The organism is Devosia sp. 1566 (genome assembly GCF_004005995.1).
In the GTDB taxonomy this organism is placed as follows: Bacteria; Pseudomonadota; Alphaproteobacteria; order Rhizobiales; family Devosiaceae; genus Devosia.
Genome location: NZ_CP034767.1, coordinates 2,463,477 through 2,481,247 on the forward strand (window position 1 = coordinate 2,463,477; position 17,771 = coordinate 2,481,247).

23 protein-coding genes are annotated in these 17,771 nt (G+C 62.1%); 13 read left to right on the top strand and 10 right to left on the bottom strand.

Annotated elements, in window-relative coordinates; translation table 11 throughout:
• The first annotated feature begins 21 nt into the window (after positions 1-21).
• From ELX51_RS11920 to pth, 3 genes are all read left to right on the top strand, one after another.
• A complete protein-coding gene (locus tag ELX51_RS11920) occupies positions 22-954 on the top strand; it encodes a ribose-phosphate pyrophosphokinase (protein WP_127753724.1) in 933 nt (310 codons plus the stop codon).
• 311 nt (positions 955-1,265) lie between these two features.
• Entirely contained in the window at positions 1,266-1,886 is a 621-nt protein-coding gene (locus ELX51_RS11925) for a 50S ribosomal protein L25/general stress protein Ctc (RefSeq protein ID WP_127753725.1), read from the top strand.
• A 71-nt stretch (positions 1,887-1,957) separates the two neighbouring features.
• Positions 1,958-2,671, top strand: coding sequence for an aminoacyl-tRNA hydrolase (gene pth / locus ELX51_RS11930; RefSeq protein WP_127753726.1), 714 nt, complete (start codon positions 1,958-1,960; stop codon positions 2,669-2,671).
• Between the two features lie 13 nt (positions 2,672-2,684).
• Here pth and ELX51_RS11935 read toward each other — a convergent pair whose 3' ends face one another.
• Complete coding sequence (locus ELX51_RS11935; RefSeq protein ID WP_127753727.1) at positions 2,685-3,377, bottom strand: alpha/beta fold hydrolase; 693 nt, start codon at positions 3,375-3,377, stop codon at positions 2,685-2,687.
• A 146-nt stretch (positions 3,378-3,523) separates the two neighbouring features.
• Between ELX51_RS11935 and ychF the strand changes: the two genes are divergently transcribed.
• From ychF to ELX51_RS11970, 7 genes are all read left to right on the top strand, one after another.
• Entirely contained in the window at positions 3,524-4,621 is a 1,098-nt protein-coding gene (ychF, locus tag ELX51_RS11940) for a redox-regulated ATPase YchF (RefSeq protein WP_127753728.1), read from the top strand.
• A gap of 125 nt (positions 4,622-4,746) precedes the next feature.
• Positions 4,747-5,226: a MaoC/PaaZ C-terminal domain-containing protein gene (locus ELX51_RS11945; protein WP_206524617.1), complete on the top strand. Its 480-nt coding sequence runs from the start codon at positions 4,747-4,749 to the stop codon at positions 5,224-5,226.
• Positions 5,223-5,780: a MaoC/PaaZ C-terminal domain-containing protein gene (locus ELX51_RS11950; RefSeq protein WP_127753729.1), complete on the top strand. Its 558-nt coding sequence runs from the start codon at positions 5,223-5,225 to the stop codon at positions 5,778-5,780. Before ELX51_RS11945 ends, ELX51_RS11950 begins: the two co-directional genes overlap by 4 nt.
• A gap of 31 nt (positions 5,781-5,811) precedes the next feature.
• Positions 5,812-6,156 (top strand): hypothetical protein, encoded by a 345-nt coding sequence (locus ELX51_RS11955; protein ID WP_127753730.1) that lies wholly within the window; start codon positions 5,812-5,814, stop codon positions 6,154-6,156.
• Positions 6,157-6,301: 145 nt separating this feature from the next.
• On the top strand, positions 6,302-7,321 hold the full coding sequence (locus ELX51_RS11960) for a TerC family protein (RefSeq protein ID WP_127753731.1): 1,020 nt from the start codon (positions 6,302-6,304) through the stop codon (positions 7,319-7,321).
• Positions 7,322-7,413: 92 nt separating this feature from the next.
• The gene (locus tag ELX51_RS11965; protein ID WP_127753732.1) at positions 7,414-7,806 is read left to right on the top strand and encodes a VOC family protein; all 393 of its coding nucleotides are present in this window, start codon (positions 7,414-7,416) and stop codon (positions 7,804-7,806) included.
• Between the two features lie 67 nt (positions 7,807-7,873).
• On the top strand, positions 7,874-8,272 hold the full coding sequence (locus tag ELX51_RS11970; protein WP_127753733.1) for an aldehyde-activating protein: 399 nt from the start codon (positions 7,874-7,876) through the stop codon (positions 8,270-8,272).
• Here the strand turns inward: ELX51_RS11970 and ELX51_RS11975 are convergent, their stop codons facing one another.
• The 5 genes from ELX51_RS11975 to petA all read right to left on the bottom strand — a co-directional run bounded on the left by ELX51_RS11975 (position 8,273) and on the right by petA (position 11,822).
• Positions 8,273-8,806: an adenine phosphoribosyltransferase gene (locus ELX51_RS11975; RefSeq protein WP_127753734.1), complete on the bottom strand. Its 534-nt coding sequence runs from the start codon at positions 8,804-8,806 to the stop codon at positions 8,273-8,275.
• 24 nt (positions 8,807-8,830) lie between these two features.
• Complete coding sequence (locus tag ELX51_RS11980) at positions 8,831-9,025, bottom strand: hypothetical protein (protein WP_127753735.1); 195 nt, start codon at positions 9,023-9,025, stop codon at positions 8,831-8,833.
• A 138-nt stretch (positions 9,026-9,163) separates the two neighbouring features.
• Positions 9,164-10,015 carry a cytochrome c1 gene (locus tag ELX51_RS11985; RefSeq protein ID WP_127753736.1) on the bottom strand — a complete coding sequence of 284 codons (852 nt, stop codon included), beginning with the start codon at positions 10,013-10,015 and terminating at the stop codon, positions 9,164-9,166.
• Positions 10,016-10,032: 17 nt separating this feature from the next.
• Positions 10,033-11,283 carry a cytochrome b/b6 gene (locus tag ELX51_RS11990; RefSeq protein WP_127753737.1) on the bottom strand — a complete coding sequence of 417 codons (1,251 nt, stop codon included), beginning with the start codon at positions 11,281-11,283 and terminating at the stop codon, positions 10,033-10,035.
• Between the two features lie 14 nt (positions 11,284-11,297).
• On the bottom strand, positions 11,298-11,822 hold the full coding sequence (petA, locus tag ELX51_RS11995) for a ubiquinol-cytochrome c reductase iron-sulfur subunit (protein WP_127753738.1): 525 nt from the start codon (positions 11,820-11,822) through the stop codon (positions 11,298-11,300).
• Positions 11,823-12,026: 204 nt separating this feature from the next.
• Here petA and ELX51_RS12000 point away from each other — a divergent pair, with 204 nt between their 5' ends.
• The gene (locus ELX51_RS12000; protein ID WP_248305104.1) at positions 12,027-12,530 is read left to right on the top strand and encodes a tRNA (cytidine(34)-2'-O)-methyltransferase; all 504 of its coding nucleotides are present in this window, start codon (positions 12,027-12,029) and stop codon (positions 12,528-12,530) included.
• The gene (gene hemF / locus ELX51_RS12005; protein ID WP_127753739.1) at positions 12,527-13,420 is read left to right on the top strand and encodes an oxygen-dependent coproporphyrinogen oxidase; all 894 of its coding nucleotides are present in this window, start codon (positions 12,527-12,529) and stop codon (positions 13,418-13,420) included. Before ELX51_RS12000 ends, hemF begins: the two co-directional genes overlap by 4 nt.
• A gap of 33 nt (positions 13,421-13,453) precedes the next feature.
• On the opposite strand, the gene ELX51_RS12010 is transcribed toward hemF, so the two are convergent.
• The 3 genes from ELX51_RS12010 to ELX51_RS12020 form a co-directional block, all read right to left on the bottom strand.
• A complete protein-coding gene (locus ELX51_RS12010; protein WP_127753740.1) occupies positions 13,454-14,641 on the bottom strand; it encodes a CCA tRNA nucleotidyltransferase in 1,188 nt (395 codons plus the stop codon).
• The gene (locus ELX51_RS12015; protein WP_127753741.1) at positions 14,638-15,258 is read right to left on the bottom strand and encodes a CoA pyrophosphatase; all 621 of its coding nucleotides are present in this window, start codon (positions 15,256-15,258) and stop codon (positions 14,638-14,640) included. The genes ELX51_RS12010 and ELX51_RS12015 overlap by 4 nt, the downstream gene beginning before the upstream one ends.
• 89 nt (positions 15,259-15,347) lie before the next feature.
• Positions 15,348-15,890 (bottom strand): N-acetyltransferase, encoded by a 543-nt coding sequence (locus ELX51_RS12020; RefSeq protein ID WP_127753742.1) that lies wholly within the window; start codon positions 15,888-15,890, stop codon positions 15,348-15,350.
• 353 nt (positions 15,891-16,243) lie between these two features.
• Between ELX51_RS12020 and ELX51_RS12025 the strand changes: the two genes are divergently transcribed.
• Positions 16,244-17,203, top strand: coding sequence for a glutathione S-transferase family protein (locus ELX51_RS12025; RefSeq protein WP_127753743.1), 960 nt, complete (start codon positions 16,244-16,246; stop codon positions 17,201-17,203).
• 3 nt (positions 17,204-17,206) lie between these two features.
• Here the strand turns inward: ELX51_RS12025 and ELX51_RS12030 are convergent, their stop codons facing one another.
• Positions 17,207-17,683 (bottom strand): NUDIX domain-containing protein, encoded by a 477-nt coding sequence (locus ELX51_RS12030; RefSeq protein WP_127753744.1) that lies wholly within the window; start codon positions 17,681-17,683, stop codon positions 17,207-17,209.
• Positions 17,684-17,771 lie beyond the last annotated feature (88 nt).

Here is a 17,771-nt window from a genome sequence, read left to right on the forward strand (position 1 = left end):
GTTGAGACAGGATCACCCCATATGAAGCTGGTCACCGGCAACTCCAACCGTGCCCTCGCTGAAGCCGTCGCCTCCTATCTGGAACTCCCTTTGACCGATTGCACGGTCAAGCGGTTCGCCGATAAGGAAGTCTATGTCGAGGTGCATGAAAACGTGCGCGGCGAAGATGCCTTCATCCTGCAGTCGACGAGCTTTCCGGCCAACGACAACCTGATGGAATTGCTTATCCTGACCGATGCGCTGCGCCGCTCCTCGGCCCGCCGCATCACCGCGGTTCTCCCCTATTTCGGCTATGCCCGGCAGGACCGCAAATCGGCGCCCCGCACACCCATCTCGGCCAAGCTCGTGGCCAACCTCATTGCTGGCGCTGGCGTCAATCGCGTGATCACGCTTGATCTGCACGCCGCCCAGATCCAGGGCTTTTTCGACATCCCGACCGACAACCTTTATTCGGCTCCGGTGATGACGCGCGACATCGAGCAGAATTACGACACCAACAACCTGATGATCGTGTCGCCCGACGTTGGCGGCGTTGCCCGTGCCCGGGCCATTGCCCAGCGCATCGGCGCCGACCTCGCCATTGTCGACAAGCGCCGCCCCCGCGCCGGCGTGTCGGAAGTGATGAACATCATCGGCGATGTGTCCGGCCATTCCTGCCTGTTGATCGACGACATCGTCGATAGCGGCGGCACCCTGGTGAACGCCGCTGAGGCCCTGATCAAGGCCGGTGCCAAGGAAGTCTCCGCCTACATTACCCATGGCGTGCTGTCCGAAGGCGCTTCCGCCCGCATCGCCGGCTCCAAGCTCAAGGAACTGGTGATCACCGATTCCATCGAGCAGACCGAAGCTCAGCGCAATGCCGGCAATATCCGGCGCGTTTCCATTGCCCCTCTCATTGGCGAGGCCATCGCCCGCACCGCCAGCGAACAAAGCGTTTCGAGCCTCTTCGACTGATCCAGCCCCGCACTGCGGGATGCGCCCCCGCCCGCCGGGGGCGCCAATGCTCCACGAGAGCAAAGCCGGCCAAGCCCTTGGGATGACTCACAGTCGCCCTGCCGAGCACCTGCTGCGCCAGGCCGGCCAGCGCTCCGGCGGTCCGCAAATCCCCGCCAAAACTGACCCGCACGCTGCCGGGCGCCGAGCATTCCCTTGCTCCTCCCTCGGCTTTGGGCTATAGCCCGCCCATGAAGCGCTCGTCACCCCTGGAGGACGGGCGCGTATGCTGTTGTAAGGACGCATACACTAACCCCATGAATGGAAATTCCATGGCTGAGACCAAGGTGCTCAAGGCACAGGCGCGTGAGGGAGTGGGCAAGGGGGCCGCTCGTGAGCTGCGTCGTCAGGGACTCGTTCCCGCTGTTATCTACGGTGACAAACAACCCCCAGTCACCATCTCGCTCGCCTACAAGGACGCGATGAAGCACATCTATGCCGGCGGCTTTCTGAGCCACGTCATCGATCTGGACGTCGACGGCACCGTCCACCGCGTGATCCCGCGCGACTACCAGCTCGATCCGGTCAAGGACTTCGCCCTGCACGTGGATTTCCTCCGCGTCGGCGCCAATTCCAAGCTCCAGGTGGAAGTGCATGTCACCTTCATCAACGAAGAGCAGAGCCCCGGTCTCAAGCGCGGCGGCACCCTCAATGTGGTGCGTCACACTGTTGAAGTGCTGGCTCCCAACGATGCCATCCCCGAAGAGATCGTTGTCGATCTCACCGGTTCGGAAATCGGCGATTCGATCCACATTTCGGCTGTCCAGCTGCCAGCCGGCGTGACCCCGACCATCACCGATCGCGATTTCACCATTGCGACCATCGTTGCTCCTTCGGCGCTCAAGTCGTCTGAAGGCGGCGAGGCTGAGCCCGGCGAAGAAGCCACCGCCTAATCGGCCTGGTGTTCTGTTGCTGAATTTCGAGGCGGCCTCCGGGTCGCCTCGTTTTGTTTCGGGAGTTCCTCATGTACCTGCTGGTCGGCCTCGGCAATCCTGGCAACCAATATGCCGGAAACCGCCACAATATTGGCTTCATGGCCATCGACGCCATCGCTCGGCGCCACAATGCCGGTCCCTGGAAAAGCAAGCATGCCGGCCTGATTTCGGAAGCCACGATCAATGGCGAGCGCGTGTTGCTGCTCAAGCCGCAGACCTTCATGAACAAATCCGGCGACAGCGTGCAGCAGGTCGCCCGCTTCTACAAGATCGACCCCGCCGAAATCATCGTGCTCTATGACGAACTCGACCTCGCCCCCGGCAAGGTGCGGGTCAAGATCGGTGGCGGCAATGGTGGCCATAACGGGCTCCGCTCAATCGACCCGCAGATTGGCCTCAACTACAAGCGCGTTCGCCTCGGCATCGGCCATCCCGGCTCCAAGGACCTGGTCACCCACCATGTGCTCGGCGATTTCAGCAAGGCCGATGCCACCTGGCTCGAGCCCCTGCTCGATGCCATCGCCGCCAATATCGGCATGCTGCTTGCGGGCGACGACAGCGGTTTCATGAACAAGCTCGCCTTGGCCACGAAGAGCGAGGGAGCCGCCTTGGCTGCGCCCAAGCCAGCCGCCAAGGCCCAGTCCCATATCCGCCAGGCTCGCCCCGCCGAGCCACAAGCCAAGCTGCCCGCCACCGGCCCAATGGCCGACATGCTCAAGCGCCTGCTAGGCAACAAGGACTAGGCCGCGCTCGGCTTCAGGCCGTGATCCACCGGATCAGCGCCGCATTGACCGCTTCGGGCTGCTCGATCGTGGAGGCATGTCCGCAATCGGGCACCACCACGAGCTCGGCCTCCGCGATCCCTTCGGCAATTTCGCGCGCCCGCTCGGGTGGCGTCAGTGGATCGCTATCCCCCACCAGCACCAGCGTCGGCACCGTGATGGCGCCAAGGCTTGGCCGCGAGTCCACCCGCGCAATGATTGCCTCCTGCTGGCGCACCATGCCCTCGAGGCCTACCGCTAGAGCCATGCGCAGGTTCACCGCCTGCAGCTCCGGGTCATCCTGCCTGTCGGGATGCAGCGTGGCACCGGTCGCCTCGATCACAACGGCCTCGAACTCGCCCGCTTTGGCGCGCGCCAGCCGCTCGCGCCGTACGGCTGTTTGCTCAGCCGTGTCCGGCCGCGCCGAGGTGTCGAGCAAAGCGAGCTTGATCACCCGTTGGGGCGCCTGCCGCATGATCTCGAGGGCGATATAGCCACCCATGGAAATGCCGGCCAAGGCAAAGCGCGGTGGTGCGGCCGCAAGTATTGCTGCCGCCATTTCCGCCATGGTCTTGCCCTGCATCGTCGAAGCAATCGTCACCGGCCCATAGGGCCACAACGCAAGTGCCTGGGGCGCAAAGATCTCCGCCGAGCACAGCAGCCCGGGCACCAGCACGATTGGGGTCATGTCACATCCTTCGCCTCTATTTGGCCCGAGGCTATATGCCCATTCCCATTCTGGGCAAGGCTGCTTCCCGCTCAGTTGGGTACCGCTGCATTGACTTCCCCGCCATTCCGACCCAAGTGGGGGCCAACAAATTTCCGGAGTTTCCCATGGGTTTCAAGATGGGCATTGTCGGCCTGCCCAATGTCGGCAAGTCGACCCTTTTCAATGCGCTCACGCGCACCGCTGCGGCTGCCGCCGCCAATTTCCCGTTCTGCACCATCGAGCCCAATGTGGGCGACGTCCCCGTGCCCGATGAACGCCTGCAAAAGCTTGCCGCCATCGGCAAGTCCGTCAACGTACTGCCCGCGCGCATGAGCTTTGTCGACATCGCCGGTCTCGTGAAGGGTGCCTCCAAGGGCGAAGGCTTGGGCAACCAGTTCCTGGCCAATATCCGCGAATGCGACGCCATCGCCTATGTGCTGCGCTGCTTTGAAGACGGCAACATCATCCATGTCGCCAACAAGGTCGACCCGCTCGCCGATGCCGAAGTGGTGGAAACCGAGCTGATGCTGGCCGATCTCGAAAGCCTCGAAAAGCGCCGTGCCGGCGTTGAGAAAAAGGCCAAGGGCAATGACAAGGAAGCCAAGACCACGCTCGATCTGATCGACCGCGCGCTGGTGCTGCTGCGCGAGGGCAAGTCGGCCCGTTTCGTCGAGCGTTCGCCTGAGGAAGAAAAGGCGTTCGGGGAACTGCAGCTCCTCACCTCCAAGCCCGTGCTCTATGTGTGCAATGTGGACGAAGGCTCGGCCGAAAGCGGCAACGCCATGAGCAAGGCCGTCGAGGATTACGCCCATGCCAATGGCGCCGGCGTCGTCATCATCTCGGCCGAAATCGAAAGCCAGCTGGCCCAGTTGCCCGATGAGGAACAGGCCGAATATCTGGAATCGCTCGGTCTTCACGAACCCGGCCTCAACCGGCTGATCCGTGAAGCCTATCACCTGTTAGGCCTCCAAACCTATTTCACCGTCGGCCCCAAGGAAACGCGCGCCTGGACCATCCACAAGGGCGACAAGGCCCCGGCGGCGGCCGGCGTCATCCACTCCGATTTTGAGCGCGGCTTCATCCGCGCCCAGACCATTGGCTACGACGACTTCGTCACCCTCGGCGGCGAAGTTCCCGCCAAGGAAGCCGGCAAGGCACGCGACGAAGGCAAGGAATATGTGGTCAAGGACGGCGACGTGATGCTGTTCAAGTTCAACACCTGACCTCGTCTGAACGGCACCGGATCGGACGAGTACCACTCGCCCGTCCGCCTGCCCTCCCCGCTCGCATCCATCTTGCCCGCCACGTCTGAAGCGTGCACAACCGCCTTGACGTAAGGGGCAACTGCATGACCGAACCGGTAATTACCTCTCCGCGCTTCTGGGAGGATCTGCAGCTCGGCGAAGTGATCGAGCTTGGTCGCACCACCGTAACGCGGGACATGATCACGAGCTTTGCGCGTGAGTTCGACCCCTTCCCGTTTCACCTCGACGAAAGCGCAGCCCAAGCCTCGCTGCTTGGCGGCCTGGCCGCCAGCGGCTGGCAGACTGGCGCGCTATGCCTGCGCATGCTGGGCGATAGCTTCCTTGCCACTACCAAGTCCGCAGGAATCGCCAGCGTTCGGGATCTGAAGTGGAAAAATCCGGTCATGGTTGGTGACGATATCGGCGGCACCGCTACCATTGCGGAATTGACGAGTCTGCCGAGCCAACCCGAACTCGGCATCGTCGCTCTAAACTTTGATGTCGGCAATCAGAAGCGCCAGCCGGTGCTGCAGATGCGCCTGTCCCTGCGGATACCCACCCAAGCATCGGGAGTGTCCGTATGACCCGTTGGTTTGAAGACATCGTCATCGATGAAGTGTTCGATCTGGGTGCCCATGGCTTTGCGACCGAAGACATGGTCCGCTTCGCCAGCCTCTATGATCCCCAGCCCGTGCACACCAATTCAGAGATGGCTCAAGCAAGCTATCTAGGGGGGCTGGTTGCCAGCGGCTGGCACATTGCGAGCGTCGGTCACCGCAAGATGGTCGACGCGCTGTTCGCCGAGGAAGAGCGTCTGCGCGCCCTTGGCCGTGAGCCTGGCGTGTCCGGCCCCTCCCCCGGTGTCAACAGCATGGATTTCCCCACGCCAGTCCGGCCCGACGATGTGGTCAGCTTTCAGCTTGTCGTCACCGGCAAGCGCCCCTCCAATTCCCTGCCGGGTTGGGGCTTGCTGTTCAACCGGCTGACCGGCACCAATCAGCACGGCGATCTTGTTTATAGCGCCGAACTGGTCGCGTTCTCGAAATTGCGCGATTACCGGATGCCCTGGTGGCAAAAACTGTTGCAGGCACTCACCAACCTCCCGCTCATCGGCCCGCTCATCGCCCGACGCAGTTGAACAGCGCACCGAGGCGATTCACACTAACGCCATGCGCCGAATCACCCTTGCCTCCGCCTTCATCGCCCTGCTCGTTCTGCCCGCTTCAGCGCAAAGCTTTGAGGGCAACTGGAGCTGCCGCGACGAGACCGGCGGCAAGGCGGGCATTCTGACCATCTATGGTGCGGTCTATGGCTTTGCTTCCACAGCCCTTGCGGATGCAGCTTCGGGAACCGGAAGCATCACCGGCTACCAGGATGGAGTGGGCTTCAACGACGGAGGCCTCAAGTCAGCGCGCGGCATTCAGGCCGGTCGGATCGTGCCCGACCCAACCCGTGGCACTGTGATCCAGCTCGAAACAAACGACGCCGTCGTCATGCTCTGCGCTCCCCGCTGAATTAACTGGGCGGCATCCTGCCGCACCGGGTTGAACTTTTCGCCGCATTTGCGCATTCTTGCTGTGCGGCGCCGGGCCCCTCTGGTCATAGTTCCCTATGGCGATGTCGGAGCTGCTCCAATGTTCACATGGAGATGGTCCGGCGATGGAATCGCTTCTTGCCGCCCTTTCGGGCGATTTTCTGGGTACCCCCGTTTATTTTTGGGCCGCGTTTATCACGGTCGTTATCGCATTGCTGGTGTTCGACCTTGGCATTCTGCACAAGGACGAACACGAAATTTCGGCGCGCGAAAGCCTGACGCTTTATGGCTTTTACGTCGCCATTGCTCTGGCCTTTGGCGGCTGGGTCTGGTGGGCCCGCGGCGCCGAAGCCGGGCTTGAATTCTATACGGGCTATTTGATCGAGCAGAGCCTGGCGATGGACAACATGTTCGTCATCGCCACGATCTTCGGTTTTCTTGGCATTCCCCGCCTCTACCAGCACCGCGTGCTGTTCTGGGGCATTCTGGGCGTGATCGCCTTCCGCGCCATTCTGATCGGCCTTGGCGCTGCTTTGGTGCACTCCTTCAGTTGGATTCTGTTCGGCTTCGGCGCCTTCCTGATCTTCACCGGCTTCCGGATGTTCAAGCATCAGGATGAAACGCCCGACATCGAGCACAACCCGATATTTCGCTTCCTGCGCAAGCACTTCCGCATCACCGACCGCCTGCATGGCCGTGCCTTCACCGTGCGTGAGCCAGACCCCAAGACGGGTAAGGTAGTGATGTTCCTGACCCCGCTCGCCGTGGCGCTGATCATGGTGGAAGCGGTCGACCTGATCTTTGCCGTCGACTCCGTGCCCGCCGTCTTCGCGGTGACGCAGGACACCTTCATCGTCTACACCTCCAACATCTTCGCCATCCTTGGTCTGCGCGCGCTCTACTTCGCCCTGGCTGCCGCCATGAACCGCTTCCGCTATCTGCAGACGGCCTTGGCGATTGTGCTGGTGCTGGTGGGTATCAAGATCTTCCTCGTGCCACTTGAGATCAAGATCGACACCCTGCTCTCGCTGGTTGTGACCGTTGGTATCCTGGCTGGTGGCGTACTCTTCTCCTTGTGGAAGACCCGCAACGAGCCCGATATCAGCGCTGAAGAGGCCCCCAAAACCGGTCAGCTGGAGCCCTAACCGGCCCCGCCTGACGCCCCTTGGAGCACCCCTGCCTAGTCTTGCCGCAATTCCTTTCTAAGCAATGCGGGAATTGGAACAGGAGATCGGGCATGGGTGCCATCCACGAGATCGTCTTTGACTGCGAACAGCCAACCGAGCTCGCCTGGTTCTGGGTCAATCTGCTGGACGGCTATGCACTGCGCCAACAGGACGAGGCGGAACTTGCCCGCCTCGCCGCCCTGGGTCTGGCTCCCGAAGCCGACCAGATGGTGATGCTCGACGGGCGCGGACCCAGCATCTGCTTTCAAAACATCGACGGCCGCCGCCCCGACAACAACCGCGTCCACTTCGACATCCTCGCTTCGGATCGCCCGAGCGAAGTGGAAAAGCTGACCCAGGCGGGTGCTGAGATCGTGCGCGTGCTACCCACTTGCACCATTCTGCGCGACCCCGAGGGCAACCAGTTCTGCCTCCTCGATAACCGGCAATCAATCGCCGCCTGAAGCCTGCTGACAGGCTCTGTCATCCCGTTCTGGCAGGTTGCTCCCACAACCCCAAGGGAGAATCACGATGACACTTGTTGCGACCTGCCACTGCGGCTCCACCCGGATCGAGATGCTGCAAGCCCCCACCGAGGCCCATGAGTGCAATTGCACCTTGTGCAATCGCGTGGGGGCCGTCTGGGCCAGCTTTGCCCCCGAAGAGGTTCGCATCACCTCGGCCAATGACCAGGTCTACTCGGCCAGCGAAGGGGTGAACCTGCATCATTTCTGTGCCAAGTGCGGCGGCAACACGCACAGCGACTGCCCGGACTGGGGCTCACTCTACAACCTTGACGGCACGCTCAAGCCCGGCATGACCGACGGCATCCCTGCCAACCGGATCATCACCGTCAACTTGCGCATGATCCCCGACTTCGACCTGAGCTCCCTGCCCGTTTCCCAGGTGGATGGCCGCAATAACTGGTAGTCAGTGCCCGTTGAACGCCATCAGCGAATAAATCTCGACCTGCTCGTGACGCAGCTTTTCGGCGCCGCCAAGGTCGGGCAGGTCGATGGCAAAGGCCGCATGGTCGCAGATGGCACCCGTGCGCCGCAGCAGCCCCACAGCCGCCAAGGCCGTCCCACCGGTGGCGATCAAGTCGTCCACCAGCAGCACCTTGTGCACGTCGGTCAGCACGTCGGCGTGGATCTCGATCGTGTCGACGCCATATTCCAGCACATAGTTCTGGCCGATGGTCTGGCCCGGCAGCTTGCCGCGCTTTCGAATCGGCACGAAACCCACGCCGAGCGCGATCGCCACCCCTGCCCCGAATATAAAGCCGCGCGCCTCTATTCCCGCCACATGGGTAATGCCGAGGTCGCGATGGGCCGCAGCAATACGCTCGATGCTTTCTCTGAACCCTTCGGGGTGCTCGATCAGCGTTGTGATATCGCGGAACAGGATCCCCTTCTTGGGGTAGTCCGGAATGGTGCGAACCAGCGATTGCAGGTCAAGCGGCATGAAACACTCGCAATATTGGGAAGCTTAGCGCAGCCGGCGCCGAACGATCATCCGTGCCACCACTCCGGCCTGGTAGGCGGCACCTCGGGTAACGGTCACGGCTGCATCGCGCGCCTTGGGATTGTTGGCCACCGCCCGCATGCCCGCCCGCACCACGGGATGGCGGCTGGCGGCCACGGCTGCACTCACCACGGTAACGGCAATGCGGATCGCGGACATGACGGCTCCTCGGCGAAGATTCGAGACCCATAATGCGGTCTCGCGCGAGAATAACAAGGGGATAGGCCCGAACTGGGGCATGGCGTGAAAAAAGGGTCCCGTAGGACCCTTAACTCAACGCAGTTCGGCGGCGAGCACTCAGTGCTCGACGCTCTTCCAGATGCGGTTCTTGGTGAACCACAGCAGGCCCGCGAACACGAACAGGAACAGCAGAACCACAAAGCCGGTCTGCTTGCGCGCCACAAGGCCAGGTTCGGCCAGCCACATCATGAACGCACTCACATCCTGCGAGTACTGCTCGACTGTCTGTGGAACAGTCTGGCCGTCTTCACCGGGTTCATAGGTGATCTGGTCGTCCGCCAGGGGCGGTGCCATGCCGATGGCGTGCCCTGGGAAGTACTCGTTGTAGTACTTGCCTTCCGGTAGCTCGAAGCCTTCAGGTGGTTCGACATAGCCGTTGAGCAGCGCGTGGATATAATCCGGGCCGCCTTCAGCGTAACCGGTAAAGTAGTTGAAGATCCAGGTGGGGAACGGATCGCTGACGCCACGTGCCTTGGCCAGAACGGAGAAGTCCGGCGGCACGGAGCCGCCGTTGGCATCGCGAGCTTCCTGATCGGAGGCAAAAGGCGCCGGCCACCGGTCTGCTGGTACGGCCGGCCGAACGCCGCCCTCGGCTGCCGGATCGGCAACCTCATATTCGGCCGCCAGCGCCTTGACCTGTTCCTCCGAGAAGTGCGGGCCACCGGGCTCGGCCAGATTGCGGAAAGCAAGCAGATTGGCGCTGTGGCAGTTGGCACAAACTTCCCGGAACACCTGGAAGCCGCGCTGCAGCTGGTTCTGGTCATAGGTGCCGAAAATGCCGGCGAAGCTCCAGTCCTGCCGCTCGATATGCGGAGTGGCGTGGGTATCGGCTTCCTGGGCGACAGTCGGGACTGCGATCAGAGCGGCCGACACTGCTGCGGCGGAGATGAGTGTCTTGATATTGAACATTGACCTGATCCCAACCGTCACGGCAGTGCCTTGCCCAGTACGCTTTCCGAGATGCTGGTCGGCAAGGGCCGGGGCTTCTCGAACATCGGCAGGAAGGGCAACACAACAAGGAAGTAGAAGAAGTAGTAGAACGTCGTGATCTTGGCGAGCACCACATAGATGCCTTCAGCCGGCGCCGCGCCCAGATAGGCCAGAGCCAGGAAGTTGATGATGAACAGCCAGTAGAACCACTTGAACAGCGGGCGGAAGGTGCCCGAGCGAACCGGCGACCGATCGAGCCACGGCACGAACAGCAGGATCACGATGGAGCCGGCAAAGAAGATGACGCCGCCAAGACGCGAGTCGATGAACAGGATGTTGAAGTCGATGGCGCGCAGGATCGCGTAGAAGGGCAGGAAGTACCATTCGGGAACGATATGCGCCGGCGTCACCTGGCTGTTGGCCATGACATAGTTGTCGGGGTGGCCAAGGATATCGGGAATGAAGAACACGAACCACGCGAAAGGAATGGCGAAGACCACGACCGCGAACAGGTCCTTCATCGTATAGTACGGATGGAAAGGCACGGTATCGCGGCTCGACTTCACATCGACCCCGGTCGGGTTGTTGTTGCCCGGCACGTGCAGCGCCCAGATGTGGAGCGCAACGAGTGCTGCGACCACGAATGGCAGCAGGTAATGCAAGGAGAAGAAGCGGTTCAGCGTCGGATTGTCGACAGCAAAGCCGCCACGCAGCAGCTCGAGGATCGGATTACCGACAATCGGAATTGCCGCAAAGATATTGGTGATAACGGTAGCGGCCCAGAAGCTCATCTGGCCCCATGGCAGCACATAGCCCATGAAGGCCGTTGCCATCACCATGATGAAGATCAGCACGCCGATGATGTACAGGATCTCGCGCGGAGCCTTGTAGGACCCGAAATACAGGTTACGGCCCATATGGATGTAAAGGGCAGCAAAGAACATGGAAGCGCCCACGGCGTGGGTGGCCTGGATGATGCGCCCGCCATTTACGTCACGGCGGATATGCTCAACCGAGTTGAACGCCATGGCGATATTTGGGGTGTAGTGCATCGCCAGAATGATGCCGGTTACGATCTGCACCACCAGCATGATCGCCAGAATGGCCCCGAAGGTCCAGAAATAGTTGAGATTCTTGGGCGTCGGGAAGTCCATCAGGTGCTCTTTGGCAAACCTGACAACGGGCAACCGCTCGTCGAGCCACTTTTCTACGCCGGTACCCGGCTGGTAAGTTGAATGTTCTGACATCGGCGAAGCCCCCACTAACCGATCTGGACCAGCGTATCGCTGACGAAATTATAAGGCGGCAGCACCAGGTTCTTTGGTGCGGGACCTTTGCGAATACGTCCGGCCGTATCGTAGTGCGAGCCATGGCACGGGCAGAACCAGCCATCGAAGTCGCCGGACTGACCCACCGGCACGCAACCGAGATGGGTGCAGTTCGCGATCATGATCAGCCACTGCTCGTGGCCTTCCTGGGTGCGCTGCTCGTCCGTCTCGGGATCCTTGAGGTCTGCCAGCGGCACAGCGCGGGCTTCCTCGATCTCGGCCGGAGTGCGATGACGCACAAACACCGGCAGGCCGCGCCACATGATGGTGACCGCCTGGCCTTCTTCGATGCCGGTAAGGTTGAATTCGATGCTGGCCAGCGCCAACGTAGACGCATCCGGGTTCAGCTGATTGATCAGCGGCCAGGCCACGGCAGCGGCGCCTACAGCCCCTACGGCCCCGGTTGCCACAAACAGGAAATCCCGTCGCGTGGATGAATGTTCAGCTTGCGTAGCCAAGGTCACGATCCCCGTACAATACACTTCGACGCGGCCGGCAAGCGCAGCCAGCTCCCACCTACGCAGAATCGGCCGCCGTCCGCCCTCAAGCGGCCCGTCAGGTGCGCTCTTTTTGCACTGTCCCCGGCGCTTGTCCAGAGCGCGCGGGAATGAACGAGGCTGGCTGCGACACTATACCCGGCGCCTTTCGCCAGCTATTGGACTATGCCTGCGCGCTCCCTTGCCACGATCAAGCTCATGCCGGTCGATCTCGCCCTTTATCAACCCGATATCGCCAACAACACCGGCACCCTGATCCGGCTCTGCGCCTGCGTGGGCACGACCATCCACATCATCCATCCCACCGGCTTCCCCTTTTCACCAAAGAACCTGGCCCGTGCGGGGCTCGACTATGTGGATCGCGCCAGCGTAGTGGAGCATACCGGGTTCAGCCAGTTCGATGCCTGGCGGCAATCGGCCGGGCGCCGCTTGGTGCTGCTTACGACCAAGGCCACGACTTCCGCCTATGCTGCGAGCTACCAAGAGAACGACATTCTGCTGATGGGCCGCGAAAGCGCTGGCGTACCTGATGCGGTCGCCGAAATCGCGGATCTCAAGATTCGCATTCCGATGCAGCCCGGTTTGCGCTCGATCAATGTCGCCGTCGCGGCAGCGCTTATTCTGGGGGAAGCCAAACGACAAACTGACGGGTGGACGAGCCTGCAATGACGGTACATATCCCAAGCATGAATATCCCAGACGATATCGAGACCAAGAAAACCCGCGCCACCACCTGGTTCCGGCAGCTGCGGGATCGCATTTGCGCCGAGTTCGAGGCCATCGAGCGCGAACATCAAGGCAGCCATGCTCACCTGCCCGCCGGTCAGTTCGAGCGCTCGCCTTGGGATCGTGCGGCGGGCGGTGGCGGCGAAATGTCGATGCTGCATGGCCGCGTGTTCGAAAAGGCTGGTGTGCATATCTCGACCGTGCACGGCAATTTCTCGGGGGAATTCGCCAAGCAGATCGCCGGCACCGAGGCAGGCGCCAGCTTTTGGAGCTCGGGCATTTCCCTCATCGTGCACCCCTGGAGCCCACATGTTCCAGCCGTGCACATGAACACGCGCATGATCGTCACCGGCAAGCAATGGTTCGGCGGCGGTGCTGACCTCACCCCCGTGCTCGACCGCCGGCGCACCCAGACCGATCCAGACACCGTTGATTTCCACGCCGCCATGCGCGCAGCCTGCGACAACCGCCCCGGCGTTGATTACGAGCGCTTCAAGCAATGGTGCGACGAGTACTTTTTCCTGCCCCATCGTAACGAGCATCGCGGCGTTGGCGGCATTTTCTATGACCACCACAATACCGGTGACTGGGAAGCCGACTTCGCCTTCACCCAGGCCGTGGGCGAGGCCTTCCTCGACATCTACCCCCGTCTGGTGCGCCGCAATTTCGAACAGGCCTGGACCGAAGCCGACCGCCATGAGCAGCTGGTGCGTCGCGGCCGCTATGTCGAGTTCAACCTGCTTTACGACCGCGGCACTACCTTCGGCCTCAAGACCGGCGGCAATGTGAATTCGATTCTATCGTCCATGCCGCCCGAAGTGCGCTTCCCCTGACCCATCTGGACTGCTGCAGGCGCTCGGCTCCGCTCATACCTGGGCGGCTGCCAGCAGCGCCTGCCGGTCCAGCGCAAAATCGCTGGCCAGCCACAACGCTTCCAGTCGCCCCAGCTCCTGGCCCAATGCCGGGCCTGGCTTCATGCCCAGCTTAAGCAGATCGGCGCCACCAATGGGCAAGGGCGGCACGACGATTTCCCCGACCCGCCGCTGCATCTCGACGGTTGCTTCGGCACTCCAGCCACCCAATGCCGCCGCGACCAGCACCCCTTCCCCGCACCCTGCTCCAAAGCGATAAAGCGCTTCACTCAACTGGCGCTGCAACAACAGCCTTGCCGCCGCGAGCACCTCTACGGCTTCGCGGACGGTTTCATTGGCCAATCGCCAGCTGTGCTGCAGCTGTTCTGGATTGCTCTCTCCCAGCAGCAGCGCCAGCCGCCCGCTCACCGCCACCCCACCCAGTTCTTCATACCGCTCCAGCGCCGCCAGGCCTGGCACCTCAAGCTCGAGCAACCCGATACCGGCCATCACCCGCAAGGTCGCCGCGATCTGCGGCAAGGCCAGCATCCGCAGCATTTCTCCGCCCACCCGCTCGGCGGAAAGATGATCGAGCGCACCAACCGCCGCCGCACAGGCCGCCAGCGCTGCGGCATCTAGGCTCTGCCCGGCAAACCGCGCCGAAAAGCGGAAGAACCGATAAACCCGCAAACCGTCTTCGGCGATTCGCTGTGCCGGATCGCCAATGAACCGCACCCGGCCATTGAGCGCATCGTCCAATCCGCTCAGCGGGTCAAAAAGCGTCCCATCGGCAAAGGCATAGAGGGCATTGAGAGTGAAATCGCGCCGCGCCGCATCTTCCGCCCAGTCGGACCCAAACGCCACCACCGCATGCCGCCCATCGGTTTCCACATCCCGCCGCAGCGTGGTGACCTCGACCAGCGTTTCACCCAGCCGCAGCGTCACGGTACCGTGCTCAATTCCGGTCGGATAAGACGCAATCCCCGCCTCTTCCGCGCGCCGTACCACCTCGGCTGGCAACAACTCGGTTGCCATGTCGATATCAACGTCACTGCGTCCCAAAATGGTGTCGCGCACCACCCCACCCACTGCGCGGGTGCGCCCTCTCGCGCCATCCAGCGCCGCAAAGATTGCCTGGGTTTCGGCGCGCTGCCGCCATTCGGCATCGCGCAAGCGCTGCTGCGCTTCGGCTGCCTCCGTCATGGCCGTGCCCCCGTCACCAGGTCGCGAAACAGCCGCGTCAGATTGGCGGTGATGCCCCAGATTCGGTGGCCGTCATGGTCGATCTGCCAGGTGCGGTGCACTGTTCCGCCCCGCTCCACCTTGACCTCGCCATAGCTTTGCGGATCGAGCACGCGGCTCAGCGGCACCTCGAAGACCGAATGCACTTCCCCGGGATTGGGCACAAAGGGGCCGCTCGGCTCCACTGCGGCGACCACCGGGGTAATGAGATAATTGGTGCCGGTGAAATAGGTCGGCATGAAGCCCAGCACCCGCGCATCGCTGCGCACCATGCCTACTTCCTCGAAGGCCTCGCGCAGCGCCGCTGCCGCCACATCGGCGTCTTGCGGGTCAACCTTGCCGCCGGGAAACGCCACCTGCCCCGAATGCGAGCGCAGGTCGGGCGAGCGCTCGGTATAAAGCACCGTGTGCCCTTCGGGCCGCCGGATCAGCCCGATCAACACCGCCGCCGGCACGGGCGGCCGATTGAACGGGCGCGCCGGCGCCCAATCGGGAACCAGCAGGTGCCGCTCAGGCAATTCGGGAGGTTGCGCCAGCAGTCGTGCTGCCAGCGCATCAAGGTCTAGTTCTGCAATCAAGCGTCACCGGCGCGAACAATCATCGCCCCTATCTATGACACAGCGCCCGTCCCTGCACGCGCCTTCTGCAAGCCGGGTGCAGGCAGTACTCAGGCCCCGAAGGCGCCGATCACGCCGCTCAGCGACTTGGCCAGCGCCGGATCTTCGGCCAGCAGCAGCACGCGGTTGGGGTCGACCGGCCCGGGGAACTGGATGGCACCAGGCACGGTCGGGACCCACCCCAGCGGGCAATAATAATCCTGGTCACCCACCAGCAGCACGAATTTACCCTCGTTGCGGGCCAGGGCGCGCTTGCTGACCTCAAGCGCCAGCAGCTTGCCGGCGCCGCGCTTCCGGAAATTGGGGTGCGTTGCCAGCGGGCCCAGCAGATAGCCATTGCTGCCGCCCACGCTGATCGGGGTCATCCACACCGAACCGCATGGCACGCCATCCACTTCGGCAACAAGGCTCAGGCTCTTGTCGATGGGAAAACGCTCGCGGATGCGAAAGGCCGTCCGCGCAAACCGGCCCGGGCCAAAGGCAATGGCCTGCAGCTCATCGATGAAGGTGTCATCGGCAGGAGTTGCTGGGCGAACGGAAAGCACACCGGCATGAGGAGCAGCCGAAACGGCTGTGGACGCGGCAATGGTCATGGCAAAATCCAAAATGGAAGCAGCAGGCAGAAACCCGGCGCCACAAAAAGCGCGCCGCTCAAAAACCCTCTAGGGTCGTCGTGTTGCCAGCAAAACCTTTACCATCCTGGGCGCCTCCACGCCTGAAATCCGCATTAGCACCACCATGGCCCTGCGTAAACAAAAAGGTCGTACCGGGTGCCGGCAAAAACAAGAGCGAGCGGTCCGTGTTTCTTTTGCACAACGATTTGTTGCCGATTTGGCTGCTTATCCGGGCGGGCATTCTCCCCTATTTCCCCGTTCAATCCTGCAACAACCCGACGCTTGCGGGACTTTACCTCGCATGCGCAACAAACTCGTGAAAGAGCCTCATCATGGGACAGCTGATCGACGGAAAATGGTCCGACCAATGGTATGATACCAAGAAGACCGGCGGAAAGTTCGAGCGCTCCCAATCGGGCTTTCGCAACTGGATCACCGCCGATGGCAGCCCCGGCCTCTCTGGCGAAGGCGGCTTCAAGGCCGAAGCGGGCCGCTACCACCTCTATGTGTCCCTCGCCTGCCCCTGGGCACATCGCACCTTGATCTTCCGGCGCCTCAAGGAGCTCGATGACCTGATCTCGGTTTCGGTCGTTTCCCCCAAAATGCCCGATGAAACCGGCTGGACCTTCAAGACCGATGAAGGCTCCACTGGCGACGCCCTCTTTGGCAAGGACATGCTCTGGCAGGTCTATACCGAGGCCGACCCGCATTATACCGGCCGCGTCACCGTGCCGGTGCTCTGGGACAAGCAGCGCGGCACCATCGTGTCCAATGAAAGTGCCGAGATCATCCGCATGTTCAACTCGGCCTTCAACGAGCTGACCGGCAACACCGAGGACTTCTATCCGGCCGAGCTGCGCGAGCGCATCGATGAGCTCAACCCGCGCATCTATGACGACATCAACAATGGCGTCTACAAGGCCGGCTTTGCCACCACCCAGGCCGCCTATGACGAGGCCGTGGTCAAGCTCTTCTCAGCCCTCGACTGGGTGGAGGACCTCCTCGGCCAAACCGCCTACCTCACCGGCGAGACCGTCACCGAGGCCGATTGGCGTCTCTTTACCACGCTGGTGCGGTTCGACGCGGTTTATGTCGGCCACTTCAAGTGCAACCGCCGCCGCATCGCCGATTATCCCAACCTCTCGCATTATCTCAAGGCGCTCTATGAGGTGCCCGGCGTCAAGGAAACGGTCGATCTCGACCATATCCGCACCCACTATTACTGGAGCCACGTCACCATCAATCCGACGCGGATCATTCCGATCGGCCCCGAACTTCCTTTTCTGAGCTAAGGCTCAGTAGCCCCAGGTCTCGCGGCGTGGCGCCCCGTCGAACACTTCGTCGACGCGCTGCGAGGTCGCGGGGGTAACCTTTTCGGGCAGTTGCGTGCGATCGAACCAGCCTACCTCGGCGATCTCGTAATTGGGCTTGAACTCAAAGGCCTGCTCGAACTCCCGCCCAACGAAGAATGCCACATGGTCCCGGTTCGTCACTGGGCCCGTATTGTGGTAAAGCCCGAACAGCTCCAGTCGTCCCGTGCTGCGAAAGCCGGTTTCCTCGACCAGTTCGCGCTGGGCGGCCAGTTCGGCCGTTTCCCCTGGCTTCACCCCGCCGCCGGGAAACTGCCAGCCCGGCACATAAGTGTGCCGAATCAACAGCACCTTGTCGCCATCCACCAGCATCACGCGCGCGCCGATGGTCATGCGATGGGTCAGCCCCATGACGTTGAGGAATACCTTGGCCCGAATTTGCTGAAAGCGATTCATCTGCATGGCTTCACTCCGTTGGCTTAGGCGTAGCAGAGAGTGTTGCCGACCACAAAATCGTGCCTAGAGTGAGTTCGTCATTTTCTTGCGGCAG